This window comes from Rudaea cellulosilytica DSM 22992, assembly GCF_000378125.1.
In the GTDB taxonomy this organism is placed as follows: domain Bacteria; phylum Pseudomonadota; class Gammaproteobacteria; order Xanthomonadales; family Rhodanobacteraceae; genus Rudaea; species Rudaea cellulosilytica.
In genome coordinates, this window is sequence record NZ_KB899242.1 from 725,740 (window position 1) to 742,394 (window position 16,655).

At 64.4% G+C, this 16,655-nt stretch carries 15 protein-coding genes; 5 read left to right on the forward strand and 10 right to left on the reverse strand.

All coding sequences use genetic code 11. The features are described from left to right. Positions 1-58: 58 nt before the first annotated feature. The 5 genes from hutG to F455_RS0113065 form a co-directional block, all read right to left on the reverse strand. Complete coding sequence (gene hutG, locus F455_RS0113045; RefSeq protein ID WP_018973745.1) at positions 59-850, reverse strand: N-formylglutamate deformylase; 792 nt, start codon at positions 848-850, stop codon at positions 59-61. Then, entirely contained in the window at positions 847-2,973 is a 2,127-nt protein-coding gene (locus F455_RS22120; RefSeq protein ID WP_157578787.1) for a tetratricopeptide repeat protein, read from the reverse strand. The genes hutG and F455_RS22120 overlap by 4 nt, the downstream gene beginning before the upstream one ends. A 21-nt stretch (positions 2,974-2,994) precedes the next feature. Continuing rightward, positions 2,995-4,251, reverse strand: a complete 1,257-nt coding sequence (locus F455_RS0113055; protein ID WP_018973747.1) for an NAD(P)/FAD-dependent oxidoreductase — start codon at positions 4,249-4,251, stop codon at positions 2,995-2,997. Positions 4,252-4,282: 31 nt separating this feature from the next. After that, positions 4,283-6,001 carry an N-acyl-D-amino-acid deacylase family protein gene (locus F455_RS0113060; protein ID WP_018973748.1) on the reverse strand — a complete coding sequence of 573 codons (1,719 nt, stop codon included), beginning with the start codon at positions 5,999-6,001 and terminating at the stop codon, positions 4,283-4,285. A 161-nt stretch (positions 6,002-6,162) separates the two neighbouring features. Continuing rightward, the gene (locus tag F455_RS0113065; RefSeq protein WP_018973749.1) at positions 6,163-6,651 is read right to left on the reverse strand and encodes an FKBP-type peptidyl-prolyl cis-trans isomerase; all 489 of its coding nucleotides are present in this window, start codon (positions 6,649-6,651) and stop codon (positions 6,163-6,165) included. 125 nt (positions 6,652-6,776) lie between these two features. Between F455_RS0113065 and F455_RS0113070 the strand changes: the two genes are divergently transcribed. After that, entirely contained in the window at positions 6,777-7,274 is a 498-nt protein-coding gene (locus tag F455_RS0113070) for a C40 family peptidase (RefSeq protein ID WP_018973750.1), read from the forward strand. 15 nt (positions 7,275-7,289) lie between these two features. Here the strand turns inward: F455_RS0113070 and F455_RS0113075 are convergent, their stop codons facing one another. Continuing rightward, on the reverse strand, positions 7,290-7,802 hold the full coding sequence (locus tag F455_RS0113075; RefSeq protein ID WP_018973751.1) for a YkvA family protein: 513 nt from the start codon (positions 7,800-7,802) through the stop codon (positions 7,290-7,292). Positions 7,803-7,928: 126 nt separating this feature from the next. Here F455_RS0113075 and F455_RS0113080 point away from each other — a divergent pair, with 126 nt between their 5' ends. From F455_RS0113080 to F455_RS0113090, 3 genes are all read left to right on the forward strand, one after another. After that, on the forward strand, positions 7,929-8,507 hold the full coding sequence (locus F455_RS0113080; protein ID WP_033409817.1) for a hypothetical protein: 579 nt from the start codon (positions 7,929-7,931) through the stop codon (positions 8,505-8,507). 243 nt (positions 8,508-8,750) lie between these two features. Further along, on the forward strand, positions 8,751-10,070 hold the full coding sequence (locus tag F455_RS0113085; RefSeq protein ID WP_018973753.1) for a DEAD/DEAH box helicase: 1,320 nt from the start codon (positions 8,751-8,753) through the stop codon (positions 10,068-10,070). Between the two features lie 204 nt (positions 10,071-10,274). After that, complete coding sequence (locus tag F455_RS0113090) at positions 10,275-10,808, forward strand: DUF4124 domain-containing protein (RefSeq protein ID WP_169337339.1); 534 nt, start codon at positions 10,275-10,277, stop codon at positions 10,806-10,808. A gap of 29 nt (positions 10,809-10,837) precedes the next feature. Here F455_RS0113090 and F455_RS0113095 read toward each other — a convergent pair whose 3' ends face one another. Beyond that, complete coding sequence (locus F455_RS0113095; protein ID WP_018973755.1) at positions 10,838-11,446, reverse strand: class I SAM-dependent DNA methyltransferase; 609 nt, start codon at positions 11,444-11,446, stop codon at positions 10,838-10,840. Positions 11,447-11,520: 74 nt separating this feature from the next. On the opposite strand from F455_RS0113095, the gene F455_RS20840 reads away from it, so the two are divergent. After that, positions 11,521-11,754: a hypothetical protein gene (locus F455_RS20840; protein ID WP_018973756.1), complete on the forward strand. Its 234-nt coding sequence runs from the start codon at positions 11,521-11,523 to the stop codon at positions 11,752-11,754. Here F455_RS20840 and F455_RS0113105 read toward each other — a convergent pair. The 3 genes from F455_RS0113105 to F455_RS0113115 are packed head-to-tail and all read right to left on the reverse strand — an operon-like array spanning position 11,751 to position 16,485. After that, positions 11,751-12,806 (reverse strand): 2-oxoacid:ferredoxin oxidoreductase subunit beta, encoded by a 1,056-nt coding sequence (locus F455_RS0113105; RefSeq protein ID WP_018973757.1) that lies wholly within the window; start codon positions 12,804-12,806, stop codon positions 11,751-11,753. The two genes, F455_RS20840 and F455_RS0113105, sit on opposite strands and share 4 nt — an antisense overlap. Beyond that, positions 12,803-14,656, reverse strand: a complete 1,854-nt coding sequence (locus F455_RS0113110) for a 2-oxoacid:acceptor oxidoreductase subunit alpha (protein ID WP_033410070.1) — start codon at positions 14,654-14,656, stop codon at positions 12,803-12,805. Before F455_RS0113110 ends, F455_RS0113105 begins: the two co-directional genes overlap by 4 nt. Then, on the reverse strand, positions 14,653-16,485 hold the full coding sequence (locus tag F455_RS0113115) for an FAD-dependent oxidoreductase (RefSeq protein WP_026293350.1): 1,833 nt from the start codon (positions 16,483-16,485) through the stop codon (positions 14,653-14,655). Before F455_RS0113115 ends, F455_RS0113110 begins: the two co-directional genes overlap by 4 nt. Positions 16,486-16,655: the final 170 nt, after the last annotated feature.

Below are 16,655 nucleotides of genomic sequence, written 5' to 3' on the forward strand. Positions count from 1 at the left end.
AGGCTGAGCTGATAGGCCCAGCACTCCCGCGCCCCCTCGTTCGGCTTCGCAGCCCAGTCTAAAAATGCTTGTTTGCCAATGCCGCTTCGAGCAGCTTGCAAATCAGCGCCTGCGTCGGCGCGGCGAGGTCGGCGCGGTACTCGAACGAGTCCTCGTCCATGTAGTTGAGCTGCGCGAGTTCGAGCTGCACGGCCTGCACACCGCCTGCGAGATCAGCATAGCGGCGCGTGATGTAGCCACCCTTGAAGCGGCCGTTGACGACGAAAGTATATTTTTTCTGGCTCGCCAGCACGCCTTCAAGGCGACGCTGCAAATCCGGCGAACAGCTCGCGCCACCTGCGGTGCCGAGATTGAAATCCGGCAGTTGCCCGTCGAATAGGAACGGCACGACCGCGCGGATCGAATGCCCTTCCCAGAGCACGACGCGGCCACGCGCAGAACGGATTCGCGCGATCTCCGCAGCAAGCGCGGCGTGATACGGGCGCCAGTAGCGTTCGACGCGCTGCGCGACTTCCTTGGGCGATGGCTCCTGCCCCGGTAGATAGACCGGCTCGCCGGAAAACCGCACGATCGGGCACAGCCCCGTCGTATTCTGCCCCGGATACAGCGAAACATCGTCGGGCGGCCGGTTGAGATCGACGACATAACGCGAATACTTCGGCACGAGCATCGACGCGCCGAGTTCGCGCGCGAACGCGTACAGGCGCGAGACGTGCCAGTCGGTATCGGGCACCCGCTGCGCCTCGGGCGCGAGACGCGCAGCAATATCGTCGGGCAATACTATGCCGTCATGCGGGAGCGAAATGAGCAGCGGGGCCGTACCGCGATGCAGGGTGTAGGTCTCGGTCATTCCGATTTTCCCGGTTCCAAATCACCGCGGCACCATAGCTGCCACGCTTCGCGCAATGCGACGCTCAACTCGCACGCGTGACGATGCGCGTCGCAAAGCTTCTCGCGTACGCGCTCGCGCAGCGTCGCGCGCAACTCACTCCTGCGCACGGCGTCGTTCGCCAGATCGAGCACGCGCCGCACGTAGTCGTCGGCATTTTCGGCGATCAGGTCGTCGAGTCTAAGCGACGCCAGCAGACTGGCAGTCTGGCGGCTGACCATCGTCTCGCCGATTTGAGTGACGACCGGCACGCCCATCCACAGCGCATCAAGACTCGTCGCGCAACCCGAGAACGGAAACGGATCGAGGGCGATGTCGGCGTCTGCATAGTCGAGAAGCGCCTGCGCGTGCGAGCCGTAGCCGTGCAGCTCGAGTTGCTGCGCGGCGATGCCGTGCTTGGCGCAGCGCGCGAGAAAGTGTGCGTGCTGGTCGGCGATGTCGAACGCGCGTGCCTTGAGGCGCAACACGCTGCCCGGCACGCTTTCGAGGATGCGCGACCAGGCCGCGAGCACGGCGTCGTTGAGTTTATTGACACGGTTGAAGCTGGCGAAGCGCAACGGGATCGCGCCGCGCGGCACGGCGGGAGGTGCATCCAGTGGTGGCGACCAGCACAGTCGCCCGGACGGCAGCGTCAGCACGCGCTCGCTGTAGCGATGCGCGAGCGACGGCGGACTCAACGACGCGTCGCTGATCAGCACATCGATCGCATCGGTTCCAGTGCTGTGGAAATAGTCGAGCCAGGTCGCCTGCACTGGCGCGGGCCTCGACGCCAGCGCGCGCAGGCGGTTGCCGGGACTGTGCCCGCTCAGCTCAACGAGCACGTCGATGCGATCGCGTCGAATCAGCTCGCACAGCGCTTCATCGTCGAGTTCGTCGATGCGTCGCCATTCATCGGCGGCGACGCGAAGACCCGCCGTGGTCGCGTCGACGACGGCCCCGGAGTCGTACAGGATGTGGACGGCCTCGGCGCGATCGAATTTTTCCAGCGCGGGCAGGAAGAAATCGGCGACGAGACCCGAGAAGAATCGCGGTGACAGCCAGCCGATGCGCAGCGGACGATCGGGATCCGCATGCAGTTCGTGCGCCGAAAGGCGCGGCGCAGTCCGTAACATGTGCCGCTTTGCCCAGGCGCGGTGCGCGTCGGCGATGCCATCGGCGGACTGGGCGGGGTCGTACTGCATCGCGATCAGCAAGGCGCTGCCGGCGATGGCGTCGTCGGGCACAATTTCGGCGATGCGCCGGTATTCCGCGACGGCGTCGGCGGCTTCGCCGCGTTCGGCGAAGACACCGGCGCGCAGCATGCGTGCGGCACGATGCCATGGCGCGCCTTGCAGCACGGTATCGACAGCGGCGAGTGCGGCGTCGGTGCCACCCTGCTGTTCGAGCAGTCCCGCTGCGCCGTAAGCGCGTTCGATCTCGTGACGCCGGCGCACTTCCTCGTCGTGCGGCAACTCTCGGCGCAGTTGCGACAACACGACGAACGCGGGTCCGGCCTGTCCGTACCGAACCATGCGCATCGCCACGTCGAGCGTAGACTGACGCATTCCGGCAAGTGCGGGCAGCGGCGAGCGCAAGCGCTGGGCGATGCCGGCAAACTGCTGCGAAGCAGTCGCCGCGGATAGCCACTCGAGCAAGGCACGCGTATGTTGAGGACGCAGGGCACTCGCATGCGCGAACGCGGATGCGGCGCCAGCGGCGGCGCCCTGCGCCTGCAAGGCTAGGCCAAGATTGAACCAGGCGCCGAACGCATTCGGGTCCGCTTTAGCCGCGTCGCGTGCGTCGCTCTCCGCCGCGGCGAGGTCCCCGCAGGCAAGATGCACCGAGGCGCGGTTGGCGAGCACTGCGGCTGCCTGCGCCGCGTCGGCCGCGGCGACGGCGCGATCGAGCAGGTCGCGAGCCCTCGCCGCATCGCCACGCTGGTGGTGCAGCGTGCCGAGCATGTGCAGCGCATCGACCTGCGCAGCATCGATCTGCAATACGCGGACGTAAGCCTCCTCGGCGGCGACGAAATCGCCGCGACGATGTGCGGCCAGCCCCTGCTTGAGCAGGCTTCGCACAGCAACGTTGGAACTGGTAACTGTCATGTCTGCGAACACCGCCGCGAACTAGAGACCGAACCTCGCCGGTGAGAATGTCGCCGGGTCGAGCGCCGTCTCTCCGCCGGCAAACAACTGCGCGACCAGTTCCCCCGTCGCCGCCGACATGGTAACGCCGAGCATGCTATGGCCGGTCGCGAGCATCAGGTTTTTCCACTTCGCCGCGCGGCCGATGATCGGCAAGTCGTCCCAGGTCATCGGTCGCCAGCCGTACCACTCCTCGACGACGTCGGGGCCCTCCGCTTCCACGAGATACTCCGCGGCGCCGCGTCGGATCGCCTCGAGCCGGGTGCGATTGAGCGAGGTATCGTAGCCGGCGAATTCCATCGTGCTACCGAGGCGATAGCCCGATCCCCAAATCGACACGCAGATGCTGCGTTCCTTCAGCGTCAACGGAATGCGCGGCGCGCGCATCGGCCGCGTGTAGGTGATCGAATAGCCCTTGCCCGGCTGGATCGGGATGCGCAGATCAAGCTGCCTGCCGAGTTTCGGCGACCATGCTCCGAGCGCAAAAACGACATCGTCGGCCTGGTATTCGCCTCGGTCCGTAATGACGGCGTCGATGCGGTCGCGATCGCGGCGGAAGCCGGTGATCGTCGTCGATTCGTGTATTTCTGCGCCGAGTGCGCGCACCACGCGCGCCAGTTCCGCCGCGTAGCGATCCGGACGCAGCCGCGTATCGCCAGGATTCCAGTAGCCGCCGATGATGCTGTCGTTCAACATCGGCTCCAGTTCATGGCAGCGCGCGGCATCGACTCTTTGCATGACGATGCCGCATGCGGCCAGCGTATCCGGCAGGCGAGCGGCCTCGTCGAACGTGGCTTCGTCGCGATGGACGTAGAGCGTGCCGCTTTCCTCGTATTCGCATGCGAGGCTCTCGGCGCGGACCAGTTCACCGAGCAGCGCGCGCGAGCGCAACAGCAGCGGGCCTTTCGCGCGCGCGAGCCGATGATAGTCGGCCCAGTTGCAGCGCCGAGCGAACTGCAGCATCCACTCGAACAGCTCGAAGTCGAGCCGCGGCGCGATACGAAACGGGGCGTCGGGCGTCAGCATCCATTTCAGCGCCTTGCCGACCATGCCCGGCTGCGACAACGGCGGCGCATGGCTCGGCGTGATCGTGCCGCAATTGCCGTGCGAGGAACCGCTCGCGAGCGTGTTCTGCTCGAGAATCGTTACGCCGCGTCCCGCCTTGAGCAGGTAATAGGCGCAGGCAAGGCCGATGATGCCGCCGCCCAGAATCAACACGTCCTTTTTCGGTGCAGTCATTGGAAAGGGGCGTTCGAGCAAGTGTCCAATTTCAGCGAGCCGACGTGGTCCAGCCGGTCCAGCCCGGTCCGCGCACGAACACGCCGGGCTTGGCCCCCGTATGTTCGCCGTCCTGGAGCACCTGCACGCCGTTGACGAACACGTCGCGCATGCCGGTCGCGTACTGCTGCGGCTTATCGAACGTGGCATGGTCGGAAATCATCATTGGATCGAAGATGACGATGTCGGCGTAGTCGCCGGCTTTCAGTTCGCCGCGGTCGCGCAGCTTCAGGTTCTTCGCCGGCAGCGAGGTCAGCCGCCGGATCGCATCGGGCAGCGTGGCGACCTGTTCCTCGCGCACATATTTGCCGAGCACCCGCGCGAAGTTGCCGTAGGCGCGCGGATGCGGCTGCGACTTGAGGAAATCGCCCTCGGGTGCCTCCGAGCCTTCGTCAGATCCGAACGCCATCCACGGCAGCGCGACGGCCTGCTTCACGTTATCCTCGGACATAAGGAAATACACCGTGCCGACGCGGCTGCCGTCCTCGATGACCAGGTCGATCGCGGTTTCGGCCGGCGTCTTGCCGCGCAGCTTGGCGACTTCGGCCAGCGTTTTGCCGGTCAGCGGCTTGAGCTTCGGATTCTTGAACGCGACGAGCAGGACATTCTCGGGCTTGCCTGCGGCGAGCAGCAGGTTTTCCCATTTGTCGGTTGGCGTATTCATTTCGCGGATCACGCGCTGGCGTGTCTTCGCGTCCTTGAGCCGCTTGATCCACTCGTCGAGGCCACCTTCCTGAACCCACGGCGGCATCGATGCGTCGAGGCCGGTCGCGCCCGCGGTGTAGGTGTACATGTTCGCGGAAATATCGAGGCCGTGCCCGCGCGCGTGCTCGATCATCGCGATTGCCTGCACTTGCTTGGCCCAGTTGTCGCGGCCCGCGGCCTTGAAGTGATAGACCTCGCCGTGCACGTGCGCCGCGCTCGCAATGCGGATCAATTCATCAAGACTTTCGAGCAAGCGCGGACCCTCGCTGCGCATGTGCGAGATGTAGCCGCCGCCGAATTCACCGGCGGCTTTCGTGATCGCGATCAACTCATCGGTCTTCGCATAGAACGCTGGCGCGTAGATCAGCGACGAGCCAACGCCGAGCGCGCCTTCGCGCATCGCCGCGCGCGTCAGCTCCTGCATGTTGGCCAGCTCCTGCGCGTTCGGCGCGCGATCGGCATAGGCGACCTCGTGGATGCGCAGCGTGGTCGCGCCGACGAACGAGGCGATGTTCGGCGTGATGCCTTTCGCGACGAGCGCTTCCATGCCTTCGCCGAAGCCGCTCCAGGTGACCGGATGCTTGAGATCGCCCTGCAGCTTCTCCGTTTCCTCGCGCATCTTTGGCGTCAACGGGCCGAGCGACTCGCCTTCGCCGAACACTTCGAGGGTCACACCTTGCTTGATGTCCGACATCGAGCGACCATCGTGGAACAGCGCATCGCCTGCCCAGGAGAGCATGTTGATGAAGCCCGGCGCGACCGCGAGCCCCTTCGCATCGACTTCCTGTTTCGCATGAGCTTGCGACAAATCGCCGACGGTCGCGACGCGCTGGCCACGCACGCCGACATCGGCAGATATCGGCGCGGCACCGCTGCCGTCATAGACGGTGCCATGGCGGATGATCAGATCGTAGTCGGCGGTCTGCGGTTTGGGCGCAGGCGTTTGCGTCTGGCAGGCGCTGAGAAGAAAGGCGAAAACAGCAATCAAGCCGATGGCGCGCGACATGGTTTTCTCCGCAAGACGGCGAATCGGGAAATCGTCATTCCGGGCCGCCGAAGGCGGAGCCCCGAATCCAGTTCTTGCGTCGCCGAGGCGAAGATCAAGAACTGGATTAGCAGCCCTGCGGCTGTTGAAAGCCCCGCCGGCGCGGGAATGACGAACCAAAGCTAGTGATGATGTCCGCCTTCACCGTGCACATGCCCGTGTTCGATCTCCTCGGGCGTCGCGTCGCGCACGTCGGTGATCTCGACGTCGAACTTCAGCGTCTTGCCAGCCATCGGGTGATTCAGATCCACGTCGACCACGCTTGAACCGACCTTGAGGACGACGACCTGGCGGTAGCCGCCGCCCTGCACGCTGAGCACGGTCGCATCGCCCGGCTTAAGATGATCGGCATCGCGGAAATACTTCTTCGGCACACGCTGGGTGAAGTCTTCGCGGCGCTCGCCGTAGCCCTGCTCGGGCGGCACGCTCACGTCGAACTTGTCGCCCGGCTCGTGGCCGTCCATCGCCTGCTCGAGGCCCGGGATGATCTGGCCGTGGCCGAACAGAATCGTCAACGGCTCGGCGCGGTCATGCGAGGAATCGACCTTCGCGCCCGTCTCGTCGGTGAGGTGGTAGTGGAAGGTCACGACCTTGTTTTTTTCCGCCTTCATCAGGGTTCCTCGAATGGAATCGTCGGTTGCAAAGTGCGCGATTATACAGCCCGGCTGAACGCCTGTTCGGCCCGTCGGTGCAAACGATTGACAACCCCTCGTGTTTTGCCCGAACGTGCGCTGCGATGCGCTGCCTTCGCTCTCTCTCGCTGGTATTCGCGATCACGCTGCTCGCGGCCTGTTCGGGCCCGCGCACGCGACCGCAGCGCGAGCCCCTGCCGCCATCGGCGCCGCGCGGGATCGCCCAGCCGAACGACATCCTGTTCCGCGCGATCGGTCTCGTCGGTACGCCATACCACTGGGGCGGCAACACGCCGCAGAGCGGCTTCGATTGCTCGGGACTCGTCGTTTACGTGTTTCGCGAAATCGCCGGGGTCAGCCTTCCGCGCACGACCCAGGACATGTACGCGCTCGACCTCGCCGACGTGCGCCGCGACCGTCTGCAGGGCGGCGACCTGGTCTTCTTCAACACCTCCGGGCGCGATATCAGCCATGTCGGCATCTACGTCGGCCAGGACCGCTTCGTCCACGCGCCGAACGAAGGTGGCACAGTGCGCCTGGATTATCTGAGCAACGTCTACTGGAACCAGCACTACAGCGGCGCGCGACGCGTGCGCCTCTAGAACCCGTCTTCAAACTTACGCGGCGCGCCTGCTTTTGCCGAGCCTTGCGCGCAGCGCATCACGCTTACGCGCGAGGCTCACCGCATACTCTTGTCGTGTCGTAGGCGGCGCGGCGGCGAGTTCCTCGCGGAATTTGCAGAAATCGGCGTAGGCACGCAACACGGACGCGAGTTTGCGCAACAGCAGTTCGAGCATGATCGCATCGTCGAGCAGGCCGATCACTTCGATGTCATCGGGGATCAGGTCTTCGGGGTCGCTGAAATAGACCAGCGCCTCGAGCACGTCGACGCGGCTCTGCGCGGGCAGCGCCCAGGCCTCGTCCTCGAGCATCGTGATCAGGCGCTGGACGCCGGCGATGCGCTTGCGCACGTAGGTCGGCGCCGTGGCCAGCGGCGCCGAATCGAGCGCCTGCTTCGCCGCCTCGAGGATGTCCGCCTCGTCGGCTTCCTGGGCGACGTGGCGCGAGCGCTGCAGCGCCTGCTGAAAGCGAGCGAGGTCCTTCGGTTCGATTTCGATGGTGATGCGCATGGCGCTGCGGATTATTCCACGACTGCGCGCCGCCGGGACGCAATTGGCCACCCCGTATCCGCGGGAAGTGGCCATTGCGACGGCGAAGCGCGGTTTCGATGATGGCGCAGCGACCGGAGATCGATCATGCATCCTTCACGTTGGTGGCTTCCGCTGTTGGTTCTGCTAAGTTCCACAAACGCGCCCTGTCAGGCCGCCGCCGGCACCGCGCCGGCAAACGCGACCGCCGATGTTGCGCATGACGGCCAGCGCGACTTCGACTGGGAAATCGGCAGCTGGAAAACCCAGCTCAAACGCCGGCTGCGTCCGCTGACCGGCTCGAACGAATGGGTCGAGTATTCCGGCACGACGACGGTGCGCAAGGTCTGGGACGGAAACGCGAACCTGGTCGAACTCGACGTCAAGGGCCCGGCCGGCCGCATCGAAGGCCTGTCGCTGCGCCTGTACAACCCCGAATCGCGCCAGTGGAGCCTGAATTTCGCCAATCGCGCGATGGGTGCGCTGGTTGCGCCGACGATCGGCGAATTCAAGAACGGCCGCGGCGAGTTCTACAACTCGGACACGCTCAACGGCCGCGCGATCCTGGTGCGCTTCGTCATGTCGGACATCAGCGCCGACTCGGCGCGCTTCGAACAGTCTTTCTCCGCGGATGGCGGCAAGACTTGGGAATCGAACTGGATCGCCATCGATACCCGGCTCAAGTAGTCGTTGCGGCAAATTGGCCGCTCAGGTATACTTCGCGCGTTGCGTCGCTTCTCTTTCCGTTTCGGACTCACTCGAGTCCGCATCCTCCGGCTACGACGCCCCGCGGTACACGCTTGGATTTCCTGATGGGACTCCGGCCGACCGCCCTGCCCACGGCGCGGCTTATCGGAAACGCTGAGGAATTTTTATCGGTCCGCATTGCGGGCCGTTCGCGCTTGTGCGCGATTTTATTGGAACTGAACCATGTCATTCGAAACCCTGGGCCTTTCGCCCAACATCCTGCGCGCGCTTGTCGAGCAAGGCTACGACACGCCCACGCCGATCCAAGAGGCCGCCATTCCGCTCGTGCTCGAAGGCCGCGACCTGCTCGCCGGCGCGCAGACCGGCACCGGCAAGACCGCCGCGTTCACGCTGCCGCTGCTGCAGCGTCTGTTCGCCGATGCCGCACCGGTCAGCGGCAAGCGCCGTCCGCGCGTGCTCATCCTCACGCCGACACGCGAACTCGCCGCGCAGATCCACGAGAACGTGCGCGCCTACGCCAAGCACCTGCGCGTGTTCGCAACGACCATCTTCGGCGGCGTCGGCATGCAGCCGCAGATCGACGCGCTGCGCCGTGGCGTCGACATCGTCATCGCCACGCCGGGCCGCCTGATCGACCATCTCGAACGCCGCACGGTCGACGTCTCGGGCATCGAGATCCTCGTCCTCGACGAGGCCGACCGCATGCTCGACATGGGCTTCCTGCCGCAGATGAAGCGCGTGTTGAATGCGCTGCCGAAGCAGAACCGCCAGACCCTGCTGTTCTCGGCCACGTTCGCCGACCAGATCAAGTCGCTTGCGCGCGAGTTCATGCGCGATCCGGCCGAAGTGCAGATCGCCGCGCGCAACAGCGTCGTCGCGACGGTGACGCATCGCGTGCATCCGGTCGACGCGTCGCGCAAGCGCGACCTGCTGCTGGAGCTGCTGAGCAAAGATAGCCGCCGGCAGACGCTCGTCTTCGGCCGCACCAAGCACGGCGCCGACAAGCTGGCCAAGTTCCTCGACGAGCGCGGCCTGCGCACCGCGGCGATCCACGGTAACAAGAGCCAGGGCGCGCGCACGCGCGCGCTCGCCGATTTCAAGAACGGCAAGATCACCGTGCTCGTCGCCACCGACATCGCCGCGCGCGGTATCGACATCGACCAGCTGCCTCTCGTGATCAACTTCGACCTGCCGATGGTCGCCGAGGACTACGTGCACCGCATCGGCCGCACTGGCCGCGCCGGCGCGGAAGGCCTCGCCGTCTCGCTCGTCTCGCATGACGAAGCGCGCCTGTTGCGCGACATCCGCCGCCTGCTCAAGCAGGACATCGCGATCGAAAACGTGGAAGGTTTCGAGCCGAGTTCGCCGCTGCGCCTCGACGGCAACGGCGGTGGCCAGCCAAAGCAGAACGCGCCGGCACGCAAGCCGAACCACGCCCGCCGCCCGCACGCGCAGGCGCCGAACGGCCAGCACGCGAAGCCGCACGCTGCGGCGAACAAGCAGCGCAACTGGCGCGGTGGACGCGACGCACGCAAGGCCTGATTCGTCACCGCGGGCACGACATTCCCGCAGCTGAGAAGGCTGGGCCGAAAAGCCCGGCCTTTTTCATTCATGAGCAGTGCAATGGCGCGCCAGTCATCGTCATCGTCGACTAGTTCACCAAGCCAAGCTTGCCGAGCCGAACGCGCATTGAACCCGTCCGTTGGCCGCAGTACGATGCTTGCAAAGGCCTCGCGGGGTAGAGAAATGAGCAAAATCGCTCTGTCTTTGATACTCGGTCTTGCCTCGGCATTCGTTCAGGCTCAAACGATCTACAAATGCGCTGGCAGCAACGGCTCGGTCATTTACGCGCAAAGCCCATGCGGCAAGGATGCGCGAATAGTGATGCAGGCCCATCCTGCGAGCGCAAAATCGTCGAATGACGATGACAGTGAATCCCCGTCGCCAACTCACAAGCCAGACCCCAATATCCAGGCCATCAGCGATTCCGTCGATGATTCGAACTGCCGACGGGGCGCGCAGCGTCTCAACGTGGCACCGCCTACGGAGCAGATCGAACAAGCGAATCGGCAGATAGCCGACCTTAGTTCTCGCGTCTATGCGAACGGATACGCAGCCGACCAGCAAACTGCGGATGAAATCTATTCGCTAAGGCAAGTCATTTCTTCCGAGCAAGCGCGCAACGAAGTCCTCGCCGCCGAGTCAAAGAAAAGAATGGACGACGCTCTCGCCGAGTGCGACAGAAAGAAAGCAGAGCGCGAGGTGCGGGCGAAAAGATAGCGCCCGCGCCCCGGCATGCCGAACCGGACTTAGGTATTGCGTGTCGGCGCTTCCAACGCGGCAACGGACGCCATGAGCTTCGGCCCGAGATAGCAATGCGACCCACAAGCCGTCAGTCCGGCCTGCGTAAACGTGGACAAGTACCATTTCGGCGAGCGCGCGATGAAGCCGTGTTTGTCGCCATCGAGCGCGTCTTTCGAGGTGAACAGTTCGAGGAAGGCGACGCCGGCAAGCATGTCGGCGATGCCAGCGAGGCCGCGGCGCAATTCGGCCGACGGCAGGTAATGGATGACGTCCGAGCAGACGATCAGGTCGTAGTCGTCGCCGAAGCGCAGTTCGGCGAGCTGTCCAAAACCGACGAGGCGCAGGTTGCGTGCGCGGCCGTAGCGCGCGATCGCGTACTCGCTCGAATCGATGCCGATATAGTCGATGCGCGGACGCAGCTTCTTCAGCGGCGCGCGCCACGTGCCCTCGCCGCAACCGACATCGAGCACGTTGCGCACGCGCCGACCGAGGTAGTACTCGGCGACGGAAATCGCCAGTGCCGCCTTGCGCTCGAGCAGCGCGGGCGAGTTCACCGCGTGCTGCGAATGACGATACCAACGGTCGAAATAGGCGCGATCGTAAATTTTCTTCATGGCTCTCGTTCAGGTGGAAGTTCGGCAAGTAGGTGCATGGTAGCCGTGTCGAACTTTCGCACGGGAACAGTGTCATGCCACGCGGAGACAAGTCCGCCTACACGGCGAAGCAAAAGCGCCAGGCGCGGGCAATCGAAGAAGGCTACGAGTCGAAGGGCCTGTCCGAAGATGTTGCCGCATCGCGCGCATGGGCGACGGTAAACAAGCTTTCCGGCGGCGGCAAGCTTTCCGGTTCGGGTCGCAAGGTCAGCAGATCGGCGCGCAAGAAAGGCACGCGGCCATCTAAACTCAAAACCAGCAAGCGTTAGCGTAGCGAGTTGTTGATCTTCGCCAGCGTCTCCGCACCCGGGTTCAGCTCCTGCGCGCCGAGCCGATTGATCGGCACCTCGGTCGTATTGAAGTGCTCGTGCAGGTCGTGCGCATCGGGATCGACGTAGAGCAAGCCGGTGACGACTTCGCCCTTGGCCTGGGCGGCATGTACGTAGTTCATCGCCTTGACCCGATCGTGCGCGTTGAAGTCGGCGCTGAGCTTGCGCAGGCGCACGATGCTGCCGTCGTGCTGGGTGACGTCGACGATCTCGCCTTCGGCATAGTCGACGGTGATTTCGGCGCGCACGTCGATGAAATCGAGCCGGTTCACCGCCTCGTTGTGCTCGCGCACGTACTCGTAGCTCTTAGTGCTGCCCGCGTGATTGTTGAACGCGACGCATGGACTGATCACGTCGATGAAGGCCGCACCCTTGTGCGTGATCGCGCCCTTGATCAGCGGTACGAGTTGCTTCTTGTCGCCGGAGAACCCGCGCGCGACGTAGGTAGCGCCGAGCTGCATCGCGAGGCCGACCAGATCGAGCGGGCTGTCGCTGTTGACCACGCCCTTCTTCGACTTCGAGCCCTGGTCCGCGGTCGCCGAGAACTGACCCTTGGTCAGACCGTAGACGCCGTTGTTCTCAACGATGTAGACCATGTTGACGCCGCGCCGGATCGCGTGCACGAACTGGCCGATGCCGATCGAGGCCGAGTCGCCGTCGCCCGACACGCCGAGATAAAGTAAATCGCGGTTGGCGAGGTTCGCGCCGGTCAGCACCGAGGGCATGCGCCCATGCACGGTGTTGAAGCCGTGCGACTGGCCGAGGAAATAGTCCGGCGTCTTCGAACTGCAGCCGATGCCGCTGAGCTTGGCGACGCGATGCGGCTCGATGTCGAGTTCCCAGCAGGCCTGGATGATAGCCGCCGAGATCGAGTCGTGGCCGCAGCCGGCGCACAAGGTCGAAATCTTGCCCTCGTAGTCGCGGCGCCTGAAGCCGATCGCGTTGCAGGCCAGCGTCGGATGGTGCAGTTTGGGTTTGGCGATGTAGGTCACGCCGCATTCTCCTTCGCCTTGGCGGGCTGCATCTGCGCCGCAATCGCGCCGGCGATGAATCGCGCCGTGATCGGCGTGCCGTCGTAGTGCAGGATCGCGACAAGCCGCGCCGGGTCGATGCCGAATTCGTTGATCAGCAGCGTGCGCAACTGACCGTCGCGGTTCTGCTCGACGACGAAGACGCGCTCATGCTGGCGGATGAATTCGCCGACACTGTCGGGAAATGGGAATGCGCGTACGCGCAACGTGTCGAGGACGAGACTCTGCTTGCCGAGCAACTCGATCGCCTCGCTCATCGATGGGCTGGTCGAGCCGTAGTAGATGACACCATCATGCGCCTCGCCACCGGTGCCGCGCAGAATCGGCTGTGGCACGAGCGATTTCGCCGTGTCCCATTTCCGCAGCAAGCGCTCCATGTTGTAGACGTAATCCGGCCCGCGCTCGGAATAGCGCGCGTACGGATCGCGCGAGGTGCCGCGCGTGAAGTAGGCGCCGCGTTCGGCGTGCGTGCCGGGATAAGTGCGATACGGAATGCCGTCGCCGTCGACGTCTTTGTAGCGGCCGAAATCCTTGCCGGCCTCGAGCTCGGCCGCAGTCATCACCTTGCCGCGGTCGTAGTCGCGCGCATCGTTCCATGCGAACGGCGCGGTCAGGCGCTGGTTCATGCCGATGTCGAGATCAGTGAGCACGAAGATCGGCGTCTGCAGGCGATCGGCGAGATCGAACGCCTGCGCCGAGAATTCGAAGCACTCGTGCGGATCCTCGGGCAGCAGCAGCACATGTTTGGTGTCGCCATGCGAGGCGTAGGCACAGGCGAGCACATCGGACTGCTGCGTGCGCGTCGGCATGCCGGTCGAAGGACCGCCGCGCTGCACGTCGATGATCGTCACCGGGATTTCGGCGAAATACGCGAGGCCGATGAATTCGTTCATCAGCGAGATGCCCGGCCCCGCGGTCGTCGTGAACGCGCGCGCGCCGTTCCAGCCCGCGCCGACGCACATGCCGATCGAGGCGATCTCGTCCTCGGCTTGCACGATGGCGAAGCGATTGCGCCCCGTTTCAGGATCGACGCGGTACTTCATGCAGTACTTCTGGAACGCCTCGGCGAGCGAAGATGACGGCGTGATCGGATACCACGCGCAGACCGTCGCGCCGCCGTAGACACAGCCGAGCGCGGCGGCGACGTTGCCGTCGACGAAGATCTTGTCGCCGACATTGTCCGCGCGCTGCACGTGCAGGCCGATCGGATCGAGGTGCTGTGCGGCGTATTCGCGGCCCAGCTCCAACGCCTGCACGTTCGAGTCGAGCAGTTTCTCCTTGCCCTTGTACTGCTCGGCGAACAGGCGCTTGATCTCGCGCGCGTCGATGTCAAGCAGAATCGACAACGCCCCGAGATACATGATGTTCTTGAACAACTGGCGCTGGCGCGCATCGGCGTAGGTGCGATTGCAGATCGCCGTGAGCGGCATGCCGATGACGTGGATATCGTCGCGGAACTTCGATGCCGGCAGCGGCCGCGTCGAGTCGTAGAACAGATAGCCCCCCGGCTCGATCTCCTTCAGGTCCGCATCCCAGGTCTGCGGATTCATCGCAACCATCAAGTCCACGCCGCCGCGCCGGCCGAGCCAGCCGCGCTCGCTGATGCGCACCTCGTACCAGGTTGGCAGGCCCTGGATGTTCGACGGGAAGATGTTGCGCGGACTGACCGGCACGCCCATGCGCAGGATCGCACGCGCGAACAGCTCGTTCGCCGAGGCCGAGCCGGAGCCGTTGACGTTGGCAAATTTGACGACGAAGTCGTTGGTGGCTTCGATGCGCGGGTGCGGCTTGGTTTCGACTTGCGCGTTCATGCCGCCGTCCTTTGCGCCGTGCGCTTGTGGCAACCGGGACCGGCCTGCGTCGTTTCGAGCAGGAACTTGCGCATGTCCCAGGCGCCGGTCGGGCAGCGTTCGGCGCAGAGGCCGCAGTGCAGGCACACGTCTTCGTCCTTGACCATCACCCGGCCCGTCTTCAGCGCATCGGACACGTACAGCGACTGCACGAGGTTCAAGGCCGGCGCGGTCAGGTGCGTGCGCAACTCGGCCTCGTCGTCGTTCTGGGTGAAGCTGATGCAATCCATCGGGCAGATGTCGACGCAGGCGTCACATTCAATGCATGCATCCTTGGTGAACACGGTCTGCACGTCGCAGTTGAGGCAACGCTGCGCCTCATGAAACGCCATGCTCGCATCGAAGCCGAGCTCGACTTCCACTTTTATACTTTTGAGCGTCGCTTCCTTGTCACGCCACGGCACGGCATAGCGCTGGTCGTTGGAAATGTCGTTGTCGTAGCTCCACTCGTGGATGCCCATCTTCTGCGAGATCAGGCTGACCCCGGGTTCGGGGCGCTCATGGATATTTTCGCCGCCGAGCATCTTGTCGATCGACACGGCCGCTTCGTGTCCGTGGGCCACGGCCCAGATGATGTTCTTCGGTCCAAATGCCGCATCGCCGCCGAAGAAAACGTTCGGCAAGGTCGACTGCATCGTCGCCTTGTCGACGTTGGGCAGGCCCCATTCGTCGAAGGCGATGCCGAGATCGCGTTCGATCCACGGAAACGCGTTTTCCTGGCCGACTGCGATCAACACCTCGTCGCACTCGAAGAATGCGTCAGGCTCGCCGGTCGGCACGAGCTGGCGGCGGCCTTTTGCATCGCGCTCGGCACGCACCTTCTCGAAGGTCATGCCGATCAGCTTGCCGTCGCGATGCTCGAAGCTCTTCGGCACGAGATAATTGAGGATCGGGATGCCTTCGTGCATCGCATCCTCTTTCTCCCACGGCGAGGCTTTCATTTCCTCGAAGCCCGAGCGCACGATCACCTTCACGTCCTCGCCGCCGAGCCGGCGCGAGGAGCGGCAGCAGTCCATCGCCGTATTGCCGCCGCCGAGCACGATCACGCGCTTGCCGATGCTCTTGATGTGTTCGAAGTAGACGGACGCAAGCCAGTCGAGGCCGATGTGGATGTTCGCCGCGGCTTCCTTGCGCCCCGGCAAGTCGAGATCACGCCCACGCGGCGCACCGCTGCCGACGAAGATCGCATCGTAGCTCTGCGCGAGCAGCTCGCGCATCGAATCGATGCGCGTCCCGCCGCGGAATTCAACGCCGAGGTCGAGCACGAAGCCCACTTCTTCGTCGATCACTTCCTCGGGAAGACGAAAGCGCGGCACCTGCGTGCGCATGAAGCCGCCGCCCTTGTGCTCGGCCTCGAACACGGTGACGTGATAGCCGAGCGGCGCGAGATCGCGCGCGACCGTCAGCGCCGACGGCCCCGCGCCAACGCAGGCAATGCGCCTGCCGTTCTTTTTCGCCGCCGGCTTCGGCATGCGCGCGCGCACCGCGTCGTGATCCTTGTTGTCCGCGGCGACGCGCTTCAGGCGACAGATCGCGACCGGCTCGGGCTTGCCTTCATTGTTCTCTTCGACGCGTCCGCGCCGGCATGCCGGCTCGCAGGGCCGATCGCAAGTGCGGCCGAGGATTCCAGGGAAGACGTTCGATTTCCAATTGACCAGATAGGCATCGTCGTGCCGGCCCGCGGCGATCAGTCGGATGTACTCGGGGACCGGGGTATGGGCCGGACAGGCCCACTGGCAATCGACGACTTTGTGGAAATAGTCGGGTACGCGAATATCAGTCGCTTTCACCAACACCCTCCGCGATGCGGTCTTGATCCGGTCGGGGTCCGGCATGCCGCTTGATCTGCAGTCTACTCTCGCGCGATGAAACTAGGCAAAACACGGTGCCCCATTAATACATCTTCACGCGACGGAGCTCACAATTTGTTGCGGCGCAACGTAATGCCGACTAGCATAGG